Genomic DNA, 16,348 nt, shown 5'->3' with positions numbered 1-16,348 from the left:
TACCGTCGCAACCATGCGAAAGCTTCTGACAATGCTCAACGCCATCATCAGAGACAACAAACCATGGCAAAACGCTTGACATCAAAGACAGTCGCTCATCCCGCTGCCGCGACCTTCTCCCCGGCGGGGAGAAGAAACAAGCGGCACCCTCTCAACCTCTCACAAACCTGACGAATAAAGGTCGCTCATCAAAAGCAGTCCTCGAACAACTTCTTCGTATTCTCCAGCGTCATCGGCACCGGATTACCGCCGCAGCTCGGATCCTTGATCGCTTCCGCCGCCAGTTCGTCGATACGATCCGGCTTGATGCCCATGGCGGTGAGATTCTCCGGCACGCCGAGTTCCCTGCGAAGCTCCAGCACATAGTCATAGAAGCCGTCGAAACCGCCGGAGATACCGAGATAGGCGGCCGCGCGGGCAATCTTGTCCTCGATGGCTGGACGGTTGAAGCGCAGCACCGCCGGCATGACGACGGCATTGGTCATGCCGTGATGGGTGTTGTAGACCGCGCCGATGGGGTGCGAGAGCGAATGGATGGCGCCGAGACCCTTCTGGAAGGCAACCGCCCCCATCGCCGCCGCCGCCATCATATTGGTGCGCGCTTCGATATCCGTGCCGTCCTTATAGGCGCGCGGCAGGAATTCCTTGACGAGCCGCAGCCCCTCCAGCGCCACACCGGCGCTCATCGGGTGATAGAAGGGTGACGAATAGGCTTCGAGGCAATGGGCAAAGGCATCCATGCCCGTGCCCGCCGTGATGACCTTCGGCATGCCGACCGTCAGTTCCGGATCGCAGATGACGACGCCGGGCAGAAGCTTCGGATGGAAGATGATCTTCTTCACATGGGTCTGCGAATTGGTGATGACGCTGGCGCGGCCTACTTCCGAACCGGTGCCCGCCGTCGTCGGAACCGCGACGATGGGCGCGATCTTTGAAGCGTCCGCTCGGGTCCACCAGTCACCGATATCCTCGAAATCCCAGACCGGGCGCGTCTGCCCGGCCATGAAGGCGATGGTCTTGCCGAGATCGAGGCCAGAGCCGCCGCCGAAGGCGACGACGCCGTCATGGCCGCCATCGCGATAGGCCTTCACGCCGGCTTCCATGTTGATCTCGTTGGGATTCGGATCGACCTCAGCAAAGATCGCCCGGCCGAGACCCGCCTCTTCCAGCACGTCGAGCGCATGCGCGGTGATCGCCATATTGGCAAGGCCGCGATCCGTGACAAGCAGCGGCTTTTTGATGCCGAGCGTCTTGCAGGCTTCCGCCAGTTCCTTGATCCGGCCACGGCCAAGCTTGACGGCGGTGGGGTAGCTCCAGTTGGCGACGATATTCATTTCGTGACTTTCTTCAGATGGTAGGATTTCGGACGGGTCAGGTTCTGGAAACCGAGAACGGAGAGCGAACCGCCGCGGCCAGTTTCCTTCACACCGGTCCAGCAAAGCGCCGGGTCGAGATAGTCCGCGCGGTTCATGAACACGGTTCCGGTTTCGATCTCGCGGCCGATGCGCCCGGCGCGGGCGGCATCCTGCGTCCAGAGCGAGGCGGTCAGCCCGTATTTGCTGTCATTCATCAGCGCGATGGCTTCGTCGTCGTTCTTGACCTTCATGATCCCGACCGCCGGGCCGAAGGTTTCTTCGGTCATGAACTCCATCGAATGATCGACATTGACGAGCACTTGCGGCGCGACATAGGCGCTTTCGCCATCATCGGCGGGGAAAAGCTTCGAATCGACAAGCGCTTTGGCGCCCTTGGCGACGGCGTCCGCGATCTGCGCACGCACCACCTCGGCGAAACGCTTGTTGGCCATCGGCCCGAGCGTCGTTTCCTCAACCAGCGGATTGCCGAGCTTGTAGTTGGACACCCACGCCACGGACTTCTCAACGAAGGCGTCATAGAGGTTTTCATTGACGTAGATGCGCTCGATGCCGCAGCAGCATTGCCCGGAATTATAGGTCGCGCCATCCATCAGCGTATCGACGGCGGCGTCGAGATCGGCGTCCTCCATCACGTAACTGGGATCTTTGCCGCCGAGTTCAAGCCCGAGACCGGTGAAGGTGCCGGCAGCGGCGCGTTCGATGGCACGGCCGCCTTCCACCGAACCGGTGAAGTTGACGAAATTGAACAGCCCCTCGGAAATCAGCGCCGAGGTCGTGCCATGGTCGAGGAAGACGTTGATGAAGACATCGTCAGGCACACCAGCCTCGACGAAAGCCCGCACCATGCGCTCGCCCACCAGTAGCGTCTGCGCCGCATGTTTGATGACGACCGTATTGCCGGCCATCAAGGCGGGCGCGACGGTGTTGATCGCCGTCATGTAAGGATAATTCCACGGCGCGATGACGAAGACCACGCCATGCGCTTCGCGCTCGATGCGGCGTTCGAAATTGCCGCTTTCCTCGATGACGAGGGGTGCCAGCGCATCGGCGGCGATGGAGGCGACATAGTTGGAGCGTTCATTGAAGCCCTTGAATTCGCCGCCATAACGCACCGGACGACCCATCATATGGGCAAGTTCCGGCACGACCTCATCCACCATTTCGTTGAGGCGGGCGACACCCTTCAGAACCAGCTGAACGCGGTCCTCAAGCGGACGCCGCGCCCAGTCCTTTTGCGCCTTGCGCGCTTTCGAAACGGCGGCACGCGCCGCCTCCAGCGACATCGCCTCCCGCTCGGCGTAAACCGAGCCGTCGATGGGCGAGATATTCTGGATCATGGTCATGATGTTTTCCCGTAATGATTAGGCTCGTTCGAAACCGCGCGCCACTTCCCAGTCGGTCACGCGGCGGTCGTATTCTTCCTGCTCCCATCGTCCGGCATGGACGTAATGATCGATCACATCGTCGCCAAAGGCGTTGCGCAGCATTTTCGATCCATCCAGAAAGGCAGTGGCGTCACGCAGGGTCTTGGGTATCTCGCGCACGTCCTTGCCGCCATAGGCATCGCCGACAAAAGCGGGCTCAAGTTCGAGTTTATTTTCGATGCCGTCAATGCCTGCCGCAAGCAAAGCCGCCATGGCGAGATAGGGATTGAGATCGGAGCCGCCAACACGGCATTCGATGCGGATGCCCTTGGTGCCTTCGCCGCAGAGACGATATCCGGCCGTGCGGTTGTCGAGGCTCCAGATCGCCTTGGTCGGCGCAAAAGTGCCGGCCATGAACCGCTTGTAGGAATTGATATAGGGCGCGAGGAAATAGGTGATCTCGCTGGCATGGGCCAGAAGCCCGGCAACATAATGCCGCATCAGCTCCGACATGCCATGCTCGGCGTCCTTGTCCAGGAACGCCGGGGTCTTGCCGTCGAGGCTCCATAGCGACTGGTGGATGTGTGAAGAACTGCCGGCGGCATTGTAGTTCCACTTGGCGAGGAAAGTCACCGCCTTGCCCTTGGACCAGGCGATTTCCTTGGTGGCGTTCTTGATGATGGCGTGCCGGTCGGCCATGGTCAGCGCCTCGGCATAACGCACATTGATTTCCGCCTGACCGGGAGAGGCCTCGCCCTTGGAATTCTCGACCGGAATTCCCGCGCCCTGCAGGCCCTTGCGCAGCGCCCGCATGACGTCTTCTTCCTTGGTCGTCTGGAAGATGTGGTAATCCTCATTGTAACCGCTGGCGAGGTTCAGCCCCCTGTAGCCGCTGGCGCGCGCCGCGTCGAAAGTCTGGTCGAACAGGAAAAATTCCAGCTCGGTCGCCATGAAGGCCTTCAGCCCCATGGCCTCCAGTCGCGCCACCTGCTTTTTCAAGAGCGCGCGCGGCGAATGCGGCACTTCCTCATGGGTATGATGATCGAGCACATCGCACAGCACCAGCGCCGTGCCTTCCAGCCACGGCACGCGCCGCAGCGTCGAAAGATCGGGTTTCAGCACATAGTCGCCATAACCCTTTTCCCAGCTGGAGGATTTGTAACCCGGAACGGTTTCCATCTCCATGTCGGTGGCAAGCACGTAATTGCAGCTATGGGTTTCCTCGAAGGCGCTTTCAACGAAGAACTCCGCCTGAAACCGTTTGCCCATCAGACGCCCCTGCATGTCGACAAGGCAGGCCAGAACCGTGTCGATGCGCCCCTCGGCGACATCCATTTTAAGCGCGTCGAATGTGTAGCTCGTCATTTTGTCCGTTCCCTTTATTGTCGTGGCCGGGCGGCCGGGATGCGGCCGCCCGTTTCGTTTGAGCATCAGGCCTTTGCAGCCGCTGCGGCAACCGCAGCCTGCTTGTGCTCCAGCGCGAACTCCTCTTCCGGCGACAGGATGAGGCGGTGGCGGCCGATGAAGGCAAAGTAGGCGATTGCCACGGCAAACCAGACCGCGACCCAGAGCACGCCCTTGGTGAAGTTCGGATCCTGGATCTGGTAAAGCAGCGTGACGATGGCGATAATCACCGTCAGCACCGCGCCCGGAATGCCGAAAGGCGAGCGGAACGGCCGCTCGATATGCGGCAGGTTCTTCCTGAGCAGAATGAAGGAAATCGCCTGCATGATGTAGGAGAACATCGCACCGAAGACGGCCATGTTCAAAAGCACGCTGCCGATGATGCTGCCGCCCTGTTCCGCACCCAGCGCGAACCAGATGACGAGCATGACCGCCAAGCCGACAATCGCGCCGGTGATGTTGGCAACGTATGGCGTGCGATACTTGGAATGGGTAATCGACAGCACGGTCGGGAAGTAACCCGCACGCGACAGCGAATAGATCTGGCGACCCTGCGCGTAGAGGATCGTATGGAAGCTGGCGATCAGGCCGGTCAAGGCAACGAGACCCAGCACCACCACGCCGCCATCGCCATAGATCGCCTTGAAACCATCGAGCAGCGGCTCAAGCGAGGAGCTGAGATGGAAGGCGCCGACGCCCGGCAGGGACGGGTTGAGCAATACGATCATGAAGGCCGAAACCATCAGCGTGACCATGCCGAGGATGATGCCCTTCGGCATGTCGCGCTTGGGATCGACCGATTCTTCCGCCGCCAGCGGCAGTTGCTCGATGGCGAGGAACAGCCAGACCGCGAAAGGCAGCGTGGCGAGAACGCCTGAGAACCCGAAGGGGAAGAGGGAACCGCCGCCCTCCGGCAACTCCACCGCCTTGCCGTCAGGTCCGACACCGATATTGAGTGCGAAACGCGAAAAATCGATGTTCGGGATGGCGCTGATCCAGAAGAACACCAGAACGGCAAGCGAAATCAGCGTGATGACCAGCGTCACCTTGAAGGAAAGCTCGAGCCCGAAGACATTGAGCGCAAGGAATATCGCGTAAAACGCTATCCACACGAAAGGTGAATAGGCCGGATCGAGCCCGAGAATGGAGTTCACATAGGCCGTGATGAAGGTGACGACGACCGCCGGCGTCAGCACATATTCGACATTCTCGCAAAGCCCGGTAATGAAGCCGCCCCATGGACCCATGGCCGTGCGGGCGAAGGAATAGGCCGCACCGGTATGCGGCAAGGCCGGGCTCATTTCCGCGATAGAAAATGTCAGCCCGAGATACATGATGGCGATGATGATGCCCGCCACCAGCATGCCGCCCCAGCCGCCGGTGGAAAAGCCGAAATTCCATCCGGAAAAATGCCCGGAAATAACCGCGCCGACGCCGAGCGACCAGAGCGACCACACGCCCGCATAACGGGATAGTCCGCGTTTTTCGAAATAGGATGCATCAGCCTTCTTGTAGCTGACGCCTGACGATGAACTGTCCATGCCCTTCTCTCCTGAATAAGAAAAAAACAAGCCAGTCAGCCGTTATTGGCCGATTGTGCCCCAGTTTCCGGCTTCACCCGGGAGTCTCCCGCGATTGGCCGCACGCACTTGCTGTTCCCTTGCCGCTTCGTGTTTTTCCGGCTGCATGGCCGGCTTTTATAAAAATGGCGGCAGTCTCATCTGGCAGCCGGCCCCGGTGTTTTCACCATCGGCCGGCCATAGCTCCCTCACTCATCGATCGATGAGAGCGCCTTCCCCATAAGCTCGTGGAGAAAACCGGCGATTGCCGCCTGCTCTCCTTCATTGGTGATGAGATCGTTGCGGATCTCGATCATGACGTTCAAAAGCCCATCCGGCAGCGCATGCAGCCGCAGCGTATGCGTCACGCCATCTTCTGGGCCGTAAGGATCGTTGCGATTGACCGTGAGCGAGGACCCGTCGGCACCCGCCAGCATCGCATCCGCGAGGCGGCTGTCGGTATCGTGCAGGATGCCGATCTCAACCTTTCGGAACCGGCCGTGATAAACCGGTGTGAAACTGTGGATGGTCACCACCACCACGTTGCGGCCGTCCGCCTGCCGCGCGGCGATGATCTCGCTCACCCGGTCATGAAACGGCACATAAAGTGCGGAGGTGCGGGCGAACCGCTCCGCTTCGCTGAGATCGAAATTGCCGGGAATATCGTAAATCTCGCTTTTCACCGGCATGGCGGAAGGCGATTCGGGCGGCCGGTTGCAATCATAGACGAGACGCGAAAACCGCTGATAGACGAGCGTGGCGTCAAGTTTTTCCGAAAGCAGCCGGGCAACGGCCAGAGCGCCCGGATCCCAGGCTGCATGGCTCGAAAGCACCTCCGGCAAAAGACCCAATGTGCCGAATTTCTGCGGAATGGTGGCAGAGGCATGTTCGCAGACGAGAAGGACGTCGCCCTTCGCCGCCGCATTCTCGATACCGACGGCCTGCCCTTCTGCTTCTGTGAAAAACCGTGACCGCAGCGTCATGCACGAACCCCACCCGGAACCCCCGCGTTCCGTCAACGCCGAAAAGAATTCTTCACATTATTGCGAGTGTCAAATGGAATTTTGAAATTTTCTCTTCATTTTCCCATTGACTCGATAGCTGGCACAGATGTTTATTTTAGCCATGCACCGGCAGAAGACCGGAAGGGGAAAAATTTGCGCAGCACGACGGCGACCGTGTCGGATGTCATTCATGCCCATTACGACGCACTGACCCGTTCGGAAAAACGGCTGGCGGAGAGCCTGCTCGGCAACTACCCCGTCTCCGGCCTCGGCAGCATCACCACCATTGCGGAAAATGCCGGCGTTTCGACGCCGACGGTGGCGCGCATGGTGCAGAAGCTCGGCTACAAGGGCTATCCGGAATTTCAGGCGCATCTGCACCAGGAACTGGAAGCGACGATCTCCGGCCCCATCGCCAAACATGATCGCTGGGCAACCAATGCGCCCGGCCTGCACATTCTCAACCGCTTCGCCGATGCCATCACCGGCAATCTGCGCGATACGCTGAGCGATCTCGACACCGCCGTCTTCGACAATGCCGCAGCGCTGCTTTCCGATCGCAAGCGCAGCATCTATTTCGTCGGCGGGCGCATCACCGGCGCGATAGCCGAATATTTCTTCACCCACATGCAGGTGATCCGGCCGAAGACGACGCTGATGTCGTCGAATTCCAGCGCCTGGCCGCAATATATGCTGAACATGAGCGCCGGCGACATACTGGTTATCTTCGACATTCGCCGCTACGAGCACGACATGACGACGCTGGCTGAAGTGGCCAAGGCTAACGGCGTGCAGATCATTCTCTTCACCGATCAATGGACATCGCCGGTGGCGCGCCATGCGCTGCACACTTTCCGTGTCAGGATCGAAGCGCCCTCGGCATGGGATTCCTCGGTCGTTACGCTGTTCGTGGTCGAAGCGCTGATCGAAGCGGTGCAGAACGGCACCTGGGATGAAACCAGGGAACGCATGAACGCGCTTGAAGGCCTGTTTGAACAGACGCGGCTGTTCCGCAGGCCGGACAGAACATGAAACTACATAGCCGGGCAACTTGCTTGACGCGGATGCCGCACGCTGATTGGATACCTGTCATCGCTACCAGCACGATAAAACAGGATAAGAAACCAAGCTGGGGAACGTATCTGGCCACCACGGATCATGAGGGAATCTCCCGCAATTGCAGGCAAAAAAGCCGGGTGATGGCGGAAAACGGGCGTAAAGTGACGGAATCCGGATAAATAAATTGCAATCCAGCCGTCACATTAGCTTCATCGAGAATCCGTATCAGCGTCCGCAATATGAGAACACGAAGAGGAGAAAAAAGTGATCTCTCACTGCCGCCGACTGCTTGCTACGACCACTGCACTGGTCATCGCCTCCACCGCAATTGCCGCCGCTGAACCGAGCGCCGAGCTGATCGCGGCCGCCAAGAAGGAAGGCATGCTGACCACCGTCGCCCTGCCGCACGACTGGTGCGGCTACGGCGACGTCATCGCCGCTTTCAAGGCGAAGTACCCGGAAATCACCGTCAACGAACTGAACCCGGACGCCGGCTCTGCCGACGAAGTCGAAGCCATCAAGGCGAACAAGGACAACAAGGGCCCGCAGGCTCCTGACGTCGTTGACGTCGGTCTCGCTTTCGGCCCGCAGATGAAGGCCGAAGGCCTCCTGCAGCCTTACAAGGTCTCGACCTGGGACGAAATTCCTGACAACGTCAAGGATCCGGAAGGTTACTGGTACGGCGACTATTACGGCGTCATGTCGTTCTTTGTGAACAAGGACCTCGTGAAGAACACGCCGAAGGACTGGGCCGACCTGCTGAAGCCGGAATATTCCGGTCAGGTCGCACTTGCCGGCCCCCCGCTGACATCTAACCAGGCAATTCTCGGCGTTCTCGCCGCCGGTCTTGGCCAGGGCGCAAAGTCCGGCAAGGAAGCCGGTGAAGCAGGTCTGAAGTATTTCGCCGACCTCAACAAGGCAGGCAACTTCGTTCCGACCGTCGGCAAGGCCGGTACGCTCGCACAGGGTTCGACACCAATCATCATCGCCTGGGACTACAACGCGCTGTCCTGGAAAAAGACGCTGAACGACAACCCGCCGACAGAAGTCGTCGTGCCTGAAAAGGGTGTTTTGGCCGGCGTTTACGTGCAGGGCATTTCTGCCTATGCACCGCATCCGAACGCAGCGAAGCTCTGGATGGAGCATCTCTATTCCGACGACGGTCAGCTCGGCTGGCTGAAGGGCTATTGCCACCCGATCCGCTTCAACGCAATGGTCAAGGCCGGCAAGGTTCCGCAGGAACTGATCGACAGCCTGCCGCCGGCAGCGGCCTACGAAAAGGCTATCTTCCCGACGCTCGAGGAAGTTGACGCCAACAAGGCTGCCGTTACCGGTGGCTGGGACAAGACAGTCGGCGCGAACGTCAAGTAAGTTGTTGAAAACGCACCCCGGCTGAAGAAAGGCCGGGGTGTTTCTTTCGTGATAACCGCAATATATAGACCGTTTTAAAACGGCGTGTGGGGACAAGGCATGCCATCAACCAACACCGGCGGACCATCCGACGCGGGCAGAAAGCTGCCGCTTCACTGGATAGGTGTGCTGCCATTTGTCGTATTTGTTGCGATGTTTCTGATCATGCCGACGATGAAGATCGTCATCGGTGCATTTCAGGATCCGAGCGGCAGTTTCACCCTCGCCAATATTGCAGGGCTTTTCACGCCGGCGATCATGGGCGCTTTTACGATATCGATAAAAATCAGCCTCGCGTCGTCATTGCTCGGGTGTTTGATCGGCTTTTCCGTCGCAGCCGCCGTCATACTTGGCGGCCTTCCCAATGCGTTGCGCGGGCCGCTGATGACCTTTTCCGGGGTCGCGTCGCAATTTGCCGGCGTTCCGCTGGCCTTCGCATTTCTCGCCACGCTCGGCCCGGTCGGCATATTGACGGTGTTCCTGAAATCCCAGCTGGGGATAGACCTCAGATTGATGGGCTTCAACCTCATCTCCTTCTGGGGGCTGACAATCACCTATCTCTTCTTCCAAATTCCGCTGATGATACTGATCATCGCTCCTGCCCTGGATGGGTTGAAGCGTGAATGGCGTGAGGCGGCGGAAGTTCTTGGCGCGACGGGAACGCAATATTGGCGATTTATCGCATTTCCCATCCTGCTGCCGTCACTGCTTGGCACATTCGCGCTCCTGTTCGCCAATGCTTTCGGTGCTGTTGCAACAGCAATAGCGCTGACCGGCTCTTCGCTTAACATTGCGCCCATTCTGCTTTTCGCCCAGATACGCGGCGACGTGCTCGGCGATCCCCATCTCGGTTACGCGCTTGCCTTCGGTATGATCGTCGTTACCGGTGTCGCCAACACACTTTATATCTGGCTGCGCGCCCGCAGCGAAAGGTGGCTGAAATGAAGCGTTTCTTCGCCTGGGGCGCGCTGATTTTCGGCCTGCTCTATTTCGCCCTGCCGCTGATCGGCATGACCAACTTCTCGCTGAAAATGCGGCGCGGCGAATACTCATTCGACGCCTATGGCAAGGTGCTGACCGATCCGCGTTTTCAGGAGACCTTCAGCTATTCTGTGGTGATGGCGCTGTTTACCATCGTTTTCGGCGTTCTGCTGGTGGTGCCCACCGCCTATTGGGTGCGCCTGAAACTGCCGGGTCTGCGGCCCTATATCGAATTCGTCACGCTCTTGCCGCTGGTCATCCCGGCCATCGTCATCGTCTTCGGTTATATCCGGCTTTACAACACCTCGAGCTGGCTGCCACTGACCGGCACGAGCTTCGGCACCAACCTGCTTTTGATGTTCGGTTATGCCACGCTGGCCTTGCCCTATATGTACCGCGCCGTCGATACCGGTCTCAGAACCATCGACGTGGCGACGCTGACGGAAGCAGCCCAAAGTCTCGGGGCGGGCTGGACGACCATCCTGTCGCGCATCATCCTTCCCAACGTTCTGGTCGCGGTGCTGTCCGGTGCGTTTTTGACCTTCGCCATCGTCATCGGTGAATTCACCATGGCGGCCCTTTTGAACCGCCCGGCCTTCGGCCCCTACATGCAGCTGCTCGGCGCCAACCGCGCCTATGAACCGGCCGCACTTGCCGTGATTTCCTTCGGCATCACCTGGGGTTGCCTGGGTCTGATCCAACTCGTTTCACGCTACCAGAAGGGCGCGCCTCCCAAGGCCTGAGGACAATATTTCATGAGCTTTTTGACACTTAGCAACATCAAGAAATCCTTCGGCTCCGTGCAGGTCGTCCATGATTTCAACATGGCCATCGAAAAGGGCGAATTCGTCTCCTTCCTCGGGCCATCGGGCTGCGGCAAGACCACCGTGCTGCGCATGATCGCCGGCTTCGAAACCCCGAGTGGCGGATCGATCGTCATCAACGGCAAGGACCAGACGGCGCTCAGACCGAACCAGCGCAATATCGGCATGGTGTTTCAGGCCTATGCGCTGTTCCCCAACATGAATGTCTATGAAAACGTCGCCTTCGGGCTCAAAGTCGCCGGCAAGCCGAAAGCCGAGATCGACGCCCGCGTGAAGGAAATGCTCCAGCTTATCCATCTGGAGCATCTGGCGGACCGTTACCCCTACCAGATGTCCGGCGGCCAGCAGCAGCGCGTGGCGCTTGCCCGCGCGCTCGCGCCGAAGCCGGAAGTACTTTTGCTGGACGAACCGCTCTCCGCGCTTGATGCGAAGATTCGCGTGTCGCTACGCGAAGAAATCCGCCAGATTCAGCAGAAACTCGGCATCACCACCATTTTCGTGACCCACGATCAGGAAGAGGCCCTGTCGATTTCTGACCGCATCGTCGTCATGAATGGCGGCCGCGCCGACCAGATCGGCTCCCCTTTCGATATCTACAACAAGCCCGCGACCCGCTTCGTCGCCTCTTTCGTCGGCACGCTGAACCTCATCGACGCCACTGTGGTCGATTCCTCATCCAACACCATCCGTGTCGGAGAGCAGCAGATCACCCTCAACAAGCCAGTCGATGCGGCGAACGGCGAAAAAATCACCCTTGCCCTTCGGCCGGAAGCGGGTTCGCTCGGCAGCGATGCGAAAGGCGATGTCGCCATTTCCGGCCTCGTCACCTCCAGCCAGTTCCTCGGCTCCGTGATCCGCACCCGCCTCGATCTCGGCGGCTCGACCCTGTCTTTCGACATGTTCAACGATCCCGGCACAGCACCGCCCGCCGTCGGCGAGCAGGTGACGCTGAAATTCGCAGCCGGCGACCTGATGGTCATCAAGGACTAAAGCGCTTTTCCAGACGTAAAACCGCTTCGCCCATTTGCGGGACATGGTAGAGCAGGTATGACTTCGAACCTGCATACCAAACATGTGAGGCCATGATGCGCGCGCTTTTTTACGAACTGTTCGGCGAAACCCCGGTTGTTGCATCGCTGCCCGATCCGGAACCGACCGATGGCGGCGTGGTCATCGAGGTAAAGGCGACCGGCCTCTGCCGCAGCGACTGGCACGGCTGGATGGGGCATGACCCGGATATCCGCCTGCCGCATGTTCCCGGCCACGAATTCGCAGGCGTGGTCGCCGCCGTCGGCAAAAACGTCACCCGCTTCAAGACCGGCGACCGCGTCACCGTGCCCTTCGTCTCCGGCTGCGGTCATTGCCATGAATGCCGCTCCGGCAACCAGCAGGTCTGCGAGGCGCAGTTCCAGCCCGGCTTCACCCATTGGGGCTCCTTCGCCGAATATGTCGCCATCGACTATGCCGATCAGAATCTGGTGCACCTGCCGGAATCGATGACTTATGCCACCGCCGCCGGCCTCGGCTGCCGTTTCGCCACCTCCTTCCGGGCCGTGACCGATCAGGGACGCCTGAAGGGCGGCGAATGGCTGGCGGTCCATGGCTGCGGCGGCGTTGGCCTCTCCGCCATCATGATCGGCGCTGGCCTCGGCGCGCAGGTCGTCGCCATCGATATTGCCGAAGACAAGCTCGAACTTGCGCGGCAGCTCGGCGCGACCGCCACCATCAACAGCCGCGCGGTTGCCGATGTTGCCGAGGCGGTTCGCGAGGTGACGGGCGGCGGCGCACATGTCTCTGTCGATGCGCTTGGCCACCCGCAGACCTGCTGCAACTCCATCAGCAACTTGCGTCGGCGCGGCCGCCATGTGCAGGTAGGCCTCATGCTGGCCGATCACGCCATGCCCGCCATCCCCATGGCCCGGGTGATCGCCCATGAGCTGGAGATCTACGGCAGCCACGGCATGCAGGCATGGCGTTATGAGGACATGCTGGCGATGATCGAAAGCGGCAGGCTCGCGCCGGAAAAGCTGATCGGCCGCCACATCACCCTCTCCGACGCCATCACGGCCCTGCCCGCCATGGACAGTTTCCAAGAAAGCGGCATCAGCATCATCGACCGGTTCGAATAGTGCAGGCTCCTGAGACCGCCTGAGGTTCAGGGATTTCGCACCGCTCAGGCGCTCCTGCGTCCGAATGTGCGGACCGCAGCGGTTCCTCGGGCAGACGCATGGGCCGGCGATGCTGCCGGGACACGCGCCGCGTGATCCGTCTGGCTATCGCTCCATTGACGGGTTACCAGCTGTTTCTTGCGGACCTCCAGCGGGTCGGGGGTGTCCTCCTCCTCCTGCCGCTTATTTCCCGCAATTGCGGAGATCGTCGCCAGTCGCGAAATCCACCGCACAAGCTGCATGCCCTTGTGCACAAGCACAAAGATACCAACAATTGCGACCGCTATGATAATCACGAGGTTCCAGGGCGCGTCGCTGGCCCTCGCCGCCCGCTCCATGCGGTCTTTTGTCGTCGGATCAAAACCGAGCGTCGCCTTCACCCTGGCGATATCCGCATCGCTGAGCCTGCTGTAACGCTCGCCGCGATACAGCACATAACCGCTCCTATCCCCGCTGTTGAGATAACCAATGTCAAATGCTTCCCCGTCGCGAAGAAAAGCCTCGTTATCCGGCAGGTCATAAACGAGATCGATTGTCTCGCCGCCGCCGAATCCGGGGATGGCAAAAAACCGGGACTTCCGCGCCTCAGCTTCGCTCGCGAATATCGCGGAAAATAGAAACGCGACCGAAAAAAGCGCAACATGCTTCATTCACTCTCTCCAACAACAACGAGAATGACAACAACTGGCATTGCTGAATTAATTTGAAGTTTATACTTACGATAATATCCTAAGTTTAAGATAAGTATTGCATATATCTAATATTGATCGATTTATTACCAGAAATGTACTGTACTAATTTATAATAAAATGAACTTCGAACGATTCGGCATGACGTATCTCCGCCAAAGTGCCAAACCATTGGTGCGAACAGCGCCCCACGTTAAGCCGCAATCACACGCAATTGCTTTGAGCATAGCGCCGCGATGATGCGACAGAGCGCAACGTCGGCGAACATGACGGATTAGATAAGGAACGCGACATGCTGTTTCTCGATAGCGTAACCATGAAAGAGACCCCGGACGGAAGAGACGACTATCCCTTCTCCGTTCCGGCGCTACGCCACCTGGAACGCCTCGAATTCAAGACGCCGATCACCTTTTTCGCCGGTAATAACGGCTCGGGAAAATCGACACTGCTGGAGGGTCTGGCGGCGGGAATGACGGCCTATGCCATCGGCAATCATGGCCAGGTCAAGGGTGATCTCTATCTCCAGCATGCCGAAACCGTGGCGAAGGCCTTCTATTTTGCCCGCAAAAAATATCCGAAGATCCGCATGTTTCTGCGCGCGGAAGACGTGCTTGGCTATATCCGTCGACAGAACGAGGAAGCACTGGACGATTTTCGCTGGGAGCGGGAAAAGGCTTTAAAAAACGGCGAGTATTTTCCGGAGGAAACGCCGGAGACATTTCGCGGGATTGTCAGGAACAACAGCCTCGACCGGCGATCGCATGGCGAAGGCTTCCTCGATATCATGCATCAGCGCGTGCATGGCGCCGGCCTCTATTTTCTCGACGAACCGGAAAGCCCGCTTTCGCCGCAAAAGCAGCTCGAACTGGCAGCCCTTATCCGCGACGCCGCCGATAGCGGCGGACAATTGATTATCGCTACGCATTCGCCGGTGCTTTTGGCGATTCCCGAGGCCACGATTTATTACTTCGATGAGGATGGCATCACCGAGCGCCTCTATGACGAGCTAGAAAACATCAGCTTTCTCCGCCGCTTTCTCGATCGTCCCTCGAAATACCTGAGTGATTGAGCGTCGATAAGGCTTGAAATCGTGCCGCTCTTGCCGCATGCCCATAAGTACTACGTAATTTAGAAAAGAAGCAGCCTCATGTCTCCCACCACCACACCGGCGGCAGCCCGGCCTCTTAACGGTCAGGATTACAAAACTCTTGGCCTTTCGGCCCTGGGCGGCGCGCTCGAATTTTACGATTTCATCATCTTCGTATTTTTCGCCACCGTCATCGGCCATCTGTTCTTCCCGCCAGAAATGCCCGACTGGCTGGTGATGATCCAGACTTTCGGCATCTTCGCCGCCGGTTATCTGGTGCGGCCGCTCGGCGGCATCGTGCTGGCGCATTATGGCGACCGTTATGGCCGCAAGCGCGTCTTCGCTTTCTCCATCCTGCTGATGGCACTCTCCACGCTGGGTATGGCGCTGATGCCGACCTATGCCACCATCGGCGTGGCCGCCCCCATCCTGCTCATCATCCTGCGCATGCTGCAGGGCGCGGCCATCGGTGGTGAAGTGCCGGGCGCCTGGACCTTTGTTGCCGAACATGTGCCCTTCCGACGCGTTGGCCTCGCTTGCGGCTTCCTCACATCGGGCCTTTCCTTCGGCATCATGCTGGGTTCGCTGATCGCCTTCGCCATCAACTCGCTCTTCACACCGGAAGACGTGGCCGGTTACGCCTGGCGCATTCCCTTCCTCCTCGGCGGCATTTTCGGCCTCATCGCCGTTTATCTGCGCCGCTGGCTGGAAGAAACGCCGATCTTCATGGAAATGAAAAAGTCGAAATCGCTGACGGACAAGCTGCCGCTCGGGCTGGTATTGAAGCACCATATGCGCGGCGTGGTCATTTCCGCCCTGCTGACCTGGGTTCTCTCGGCCGCCATCGTCGTCACCACGCTGATGACGGCCACCTTCCTGCAGAAGCTTTACGGTTATACTCCGACGCAGGCACTCGCCGGCACCAGCTTCGGCACGCTGTTCCTGATCTTCGGCGTCATCATCGCCGGCGCGCTGATCGACCGTCTCGGCTCCGGCATCTTCTTTATGGGGGCAAGCATCTTCTTCGGCATCGCTACCTTCACCTTCTACAGCTATGCCGGCACATCGCTTCAGACCATGTTCGTGCTTTACGGCGTCATGGGCCTTTCGGTCGGCATGGCAGGCGCGGTGCCCTATGTCATGGTCCGCGCCTTCCCGGCCTCGGTCCGCTTCTCCGGCCTCTCCTTTGCCTATAACGTCTCCTATGCCGTCTTCGGCGGGCTGACGCCGATTGGCGTGACCACGGCGCTTGCCATCAACCCCATGGCTCATGCCTGGTATCTGGTCTTCATCGCCGTCCTCGCCTTCTGCATTGGCCTTTACCTCTATCTGCGCGGCAGCGAGGTCGAAAGCCATGTCGGCATCGAGGAACTGGCGGCGTTACGGTCTTAAACACCGACTGAATGCAAAAAGCGCGGGCAAG

At 59.3% G+C, this 16,348-nt stretch carries 14 protein-coding genes; 8 read left to right on the top strand and 6 right to left on the bottom strand.

Translation table 11 applies throughout. The features are described from left to right. Positions 1-188: 188 nt before the first annotated feature. The 5 genes from PH605_RS23605 to PH605_RS23585 all read right to left on the bottom strand — a co-directional run bounded on the left by PH605_RS23605 (position 189) and on the right by PH605_RS23585 (position 6,686). Positions 189-1,334 (bottom strand): iron-containing alcohol dehydrogenase, encoded by a 1,146-nt coding sequence (locus PH605_RS23605; protein WP_078051835.1) that lies wholly within the window; start codon positions 1,332-1,334, stop codon positions 189-191. Further along, positions 1,331-2,719 (bottom strand): aldehyde dehydrogenase family protein, encoded by a 1,389-nt coding sequence (locus PH605_RS23600; protein WP_142846472.1) that lies wholly within the window; start codon positions 2,717-2,719, stop codon positions 1,331-1,333. The genes PH605_RS23605 and PH605_RS23600 overlap by 4 nt, the downstream gene beginning before the upstream one ends. An 18-nt stretch (positions 2,720-2,737) precedes the next feature. Next, positions 2,738-4,105 (bottom strand): glutamine synthetase family protein, encoded by a 1,368-nt coding sequence (locus PH605_RS23595; RefSeq protein ID WP_142846470.1) that lies wholly within the window; start codon positions 4,103-4,105, stop codon positions 2,738-2,740. Positions 4,106-4,170: 65 nt separating this feature from the next. Continuing rightward, entirely contained in the window at positions 4,171-5,685 is a 1,515-nt protein-coding gene (locus PH605_RS23590) for an amino acid permease (protein WP_142846469.1), read from the bottom strand. A gap of 227 nt (positions 5,686-5,912) precedes the next feature. Next, positions 5,913-6,686: an N-formylglutamate amidohydrolase gene (locus PH605_RS23585; RefSeq protein ID WP_142846467.1), complete on the bottom strand. Its 774-nt coding sequence runs from the start codon at positions 6,684-6,686 to the stop codon at positions 5,913-5,915. Positions 6,687-6,860: 174 nt separating this feature from the next. Between PH605_RS23585 and PH605_RS23580 the strand changes: the two genes are divergently transcribed. The 6 genes from PH605_RS23580 to PH605_RS23555 all read left to right on the top strand — a co-directional run bounded on the left by PH605_RS23580 (position 6,861) and on the right by PH605_RS23555 (position 13,110). Next, positions 6,861-7,739 (top strand): MurR/RpiR family transcriptional regulator, encoded by an 879-nt coding sequence (locus PH605_RS23580; protein ID WP_003522811.1) that lies wholly within the window; start codon positions 6,861-6,863, stop codon positions 7,737-7,739. Positions 7,740-8,030: 291 nt separating this feature from the next. Further along, the gene (locus PH605_RS23575; RefSeq protein ID WP_065655786.1) at positions 8,031-9,137 is read left to right on the top strand and encodes an ABC transporter substrate-binding protein; all 1,107 of its coding nucleotides are present in this window, start codon (positions 8,031-8,033) and stop codon (positions 9,135-9,137) included. Between the two features lie 99 nt (positions 9,138-9,236). Further along, a complete protein-coding gene (locus PH605_RS23570) occupies positions 9,237-10,121 on the top strand; it encodes an ABC transporter permease (protein ID WP_078051829.1) in 885 nt (294 codons plus the stop codon). Then, positions 10,118-10,900 carry an ABC transporter permease gene (locus PH605_RS23565; RefSeq protein WP_078051828.1) on the top strand — a complete coding sequence of 261 codons (783 nt, stop codon included), beginning with the start codon at positions 10,118-10,120 and terminating at the stop codon, positions 10,898-10,900. The genes PH605_RS23570 and PH605_RS23565 overlap by 4 nt, the downstream gene beginning before the upstream one ends. A 12-nt stretch (positions 10,901-10,912) precedes the next feature. Beyond that, on the top strand, positions 10,913-11,971 hold the full coding sequence (locus PH605_RS23560) for an ABC transporter ATP-binding protein (RefSeq protein WP_080856592.1): 1,059 nt from the start codon (positions 10,913-10,915) through the stop codon (positions 11,969-11,971). 95 nt (positions 11,972-12,066) lie between these two features. Further along, positions 12,067-13,110, top strand: a complete 1,044-nt coding sequence (locus PH605_RS23555) for a zinc-dependent alcohol dehydrogenase family protein (protein ID WP_080857056.1) — start codon at positions 12,067-12,069, stop codon at positions 13,108-13,110. A 44-nt stretch (positions 13,111-13,154) separates the two neighbouring features. On the opposite strand, the gene PH605_RS23550 is transcribed toward PH605_RS23555, so the two are convergent. Beyond that, positions 13,155-13,799 carry a hypothetical protein gene (locus tag PH605_RS23550; protein ID WP_080856593.1) on the bottom strand — a complete coding sequence of 215 codons (645 nt, stop codon included), beginning with the start codon at positions 13,797-13,799 and terminating at the stop codon, positions 13,155-13,157. 331 nt (positions 13,800-14,130) lie between these two features. Here PH605_RS23550 and PH605_RS23545 point away from each other — a divergent pair, with 331 nt between their 5' ends. Beyond that, positions 14,131-14,907 carry an AAA family ATPase gene (locus tag PH605_RS23545; protein WP_078051824.1) on the top strand — a complete coding sequence of 259 codons (777 nt, stop codon included), beginning with the start codon at positions 14,131-14,133 and terminating at the stop codon, positions 14,905-14,907. A gap of 78 nt (positions 14,908-14,985) precedes the next feature. Then, positions 14,986-16,317 carry an MFS transporter gene (locus PH605_RS23540; RefSeq protein ID WP_142846465.1) on the top strand — a complete coding sequence of 444 codons (1,332 nt, stop codon included), beginning with the start codon at positions 14,986-14,988 and terminating at the stop codon, positions 16,315-16,317. Positions 16,318-16,348 lie beyond the last annotated feature (31 nt).

Origin of the sequence: Agrobacterium sp. CFBP 3001 (assembly GCF_027871605.1) — a bacterium.
Classification (GTDB): Bacteria; Pseudomonadota; Alphaproteobacteria; order Rhizobiales; family Rhizobiaceae; genus Agrobacterium; species Agrobacterium leguminum.
Note: the sequence above shows the minus strand (reverse complement) of the source record. Positions and strands in the feature narration are given on the sequence as shown.

Excerpts from the sequence above, each read along its gene's own strand:
- PH605_RS23590 (WP_142846469.1), bottom strand. The coding sequence starts at position 5,685 with ATGGACAGTTCATCGTCAGGCGTCAGCTACAAGAAGGCTGATGCATCC.
- PH605_RS23600 (WP_142846472.1), bottom strand. The coding sequence starts at position 2,719 with ATGACCATGATCCAGAATATCTCGCCCATCGACGGCTCGGTTTACGCC.
- PH605_RS23560 (WP_080856592.1), top strand. The coding sequence starts at position 10,913 with ATGAGCTTTTTGACACTTAGCAACATCAAGAAATCCTTCGGCTCCGTG.
- PH605_RS23565 (WP_078051828.1), top strand. The coding sequence starts at position 10,118 with ATGAAGCGTTTCTTCGCCTGGGGCGCGCTGATTTTCGGCCTGCTCTAT.
- PH605_RS23555 (WP_080857056.1), top strand. The coding sequence starts at position 12,067 with ATGCGCGCGCTTTTTTACGAACTGTTCGGCGAAACCCCGGTTGTTGCA.
- PH605_RS23570 (WP_078051829.1), top strand. The coding sequence starts at position 9,237 with ATGCCATCAACCAACACCGGCGGACCATCCGACGCGGGCAGAAAGCTG.
- PH605_RS23540 (WP_142846465.1), top strand. The coding sequence starts at position 14,986 with ATGTCTCCCACCACCACACCGGCGGCAGCCCGGCCTCTTAACGGTCAG.
- PH605_RS23605 (WP_078051835.1), bottom strand. The coding sequence starts at position 1,334 with ATGAATATCGTCGCCAACTGGAGCTACCCCACCGCCGTCAAGCTTGGC.
- PH605_RS23550 (WP_080856593.1), bottom strand. The coding sequence starts at position 13,799 with ATGAAGCATGTTGCGCTTTTTTCGGTCGCGTTTCTATTTTCCGCGATA.
- PH605_RS23585 (WP_142846467.1), bottom strand. The coding sequence starts at position 6,686 with ATGACGCTGCGGTCACGGTTTTTCACAGAAGCAGAAGGGCAGGCCGTC.
- PH605_RS23595 (WP_142846470.1), bottom strand. The coding sequence starts at position 4,105 with ATGACGAGCTACACATTCGACGCGCTTAAAATGGATGTCGCCGAGGGG.
- PH605_RS23545 (WP_078051824.1), top strand. The coding sequence starts at position 14,131 with ATGCTGTTTCTCGATAGCGTAACCATGAAAGAGACCCCGGACGGAAGA.